The 1,592-nt window shown below is 35.6% G+C and carries 2 protein-coding genes and 1 pseudogene; 1 reads left to right on the top strand and 2 read right to left on the bottom strand.

Annotation, left to right across the window (positions count from 1 at the left end):
- Positions 1–545 (bottom strand): annotated as a pseudogene (locus AC1Z3T_RS21075) (hypothetical protein); the annotation flags it as partial.
- Between the two features lie 9 nt (positions 546–554).
- Positions 555–950 (bottom strand): hypothetical protein, encoded by a 396-nt coding sequence (locus tag AC1Z3T_RS21070; RefSeq protein WP_005034369.1) that lies wholly within the window; start codon positions 948–950, stop codon positions 555–557.
- A gap of 76 nt (positions 951–1,026) precedes the next feature.
- On the opposite strand from AC1Z3T_RS21070, the gene AC1Z3T_RS21065 reads away from it, so the two are divergent.
- The coding region (locus AC1Z3T_RS21065; RefSeq protein WP_483396985.1) for a hypothetical protein at positions 1,027–1,592 on the top strand (566 nt) is incomplete at its 3' end.

Below are 1,592 nucleotides of genomic sequence, written 5' to 3'. Positions count from 1 at the left end.
ATCACTTCGGCTTTAATCGGACATTTGTGTTCCATCACAATATCTACGAGTGCAAAAATGACTTGCACGGCTTTTTGTCTAAGGTGGCGTAATCCGCCCCATAAATTAATCACTTTATCAGCAATCGTTTCTTTTTTAGACGCTTTCCCTGTTGCACCACCAATTTGATTACTAAAACAGCAAACTTTACAAATCACCGATTTAAATAAAATTGGTTTCTTGGTGTAAACCTCATACCAAGCGCCAACTCTTGAAGCTTGCGAGGATGCGGTTGGTTTTGTTGAACCGCTTGGTTTGGGTGTCGTAGAAGCTCTTTGTTCTCGCTTAATATCAGTCGCAACTTCAGTAGCAAAAGAAAATATAAACTCAATCAACTCTTGAGCAATCGTTGCGCCAATATCTTTTAAAAAAGGTGCAAGATACTTTTTGACCAATTCAGTGGTCACTTTTGCTGCCTGATTGAGGAGTTTTTTGAGTACGTGGAGTAATACTCTCAACAAAAATGCAATGACCACATATGCAGCTGCAACAATTGGAGCAACCATAATTTCCTCTTATTCTTCTAAATGATCAATATCATCTAATTCATCTTCTGGATCTTCCACATAAAACAAGGCTTCATATGTTTTTTTGAGAAGCGGAGATTCGCCTGAATTTTGTTGGTGGTTATTTGGTAAATCTGCAATATACAAATCGACTTTTTCACGCTGATCAGTTTGAATCGGTTGAGTTTTTCCAAACTCATCCGTGATTCCCGAAACTTCAAGCCCATTTTCAGCAATCAGTCGATAGTTATAATTCGCCATCGGTTGTTTGGCATCATCAAGAAAAGTCACAGCAGCTGAATAAGGTTGATCAATCATCACAGGAAGTGCTGGAAAGACTGTTTGTATTTTTGCCCCACTCTCAAACTTATGCTGACCAGCTCTAACAACAAATTCCCTACCCATTTTCACCTCATTGTTTATCATAATTTAATTATTTGTTAAATTATACCTCACAATCTTTTAATAGTCCTGATTTTTTATGTCATTAGTCATCGCCTTCAACTTAGATCGTTATGCAATACTTGCTACAGATAGACGTGGAGTCATAAAATATAGCGATAGAAAAAAACATATCACTCTGAATATCAATGATCATTATCAAAAAATTAGAAAAGTACCCTTTGGTTTTTTTGCGGCAGCTGGTGATTATTTTATAACAACGTGTTTTTATGCTGAATGTATGCGAAAAATGCCAAAAAAAAGAAATTTAGAAGAACTCCTTCAAGATACTTATCATAGATATTGCAATATGAAAGGAATTCTGCACTTTTCAGGCATCACAACAATATTGCTGATTGCGAATCACCGTACAGCAGGTAAAAATTTTGAGAAAGATGCTATTTTAGAAATCAACATCAGTTATGAAAATATTGAAATTCAAGAAATTGAGACGATGAATTTAGTCGCATTGATGGCAAACATGAACCCAGATATTCATTTCTGGGATAGTGTCAGTGAGTTATTACGTCCATCCAATCATTTTTTAGGAATAGATCAATTTTTGAGTTATCACCTAAATCTAATTCACTACATTTGGCAAGAACA

It is taken from the genome of Acinetobacter sp. B-6 (assembly GCF_056930735.1).
Note: the sequence above shows the minus strand (reverse complement) of the source record. Positions and strands in the feature narration are given on the sequence as shown.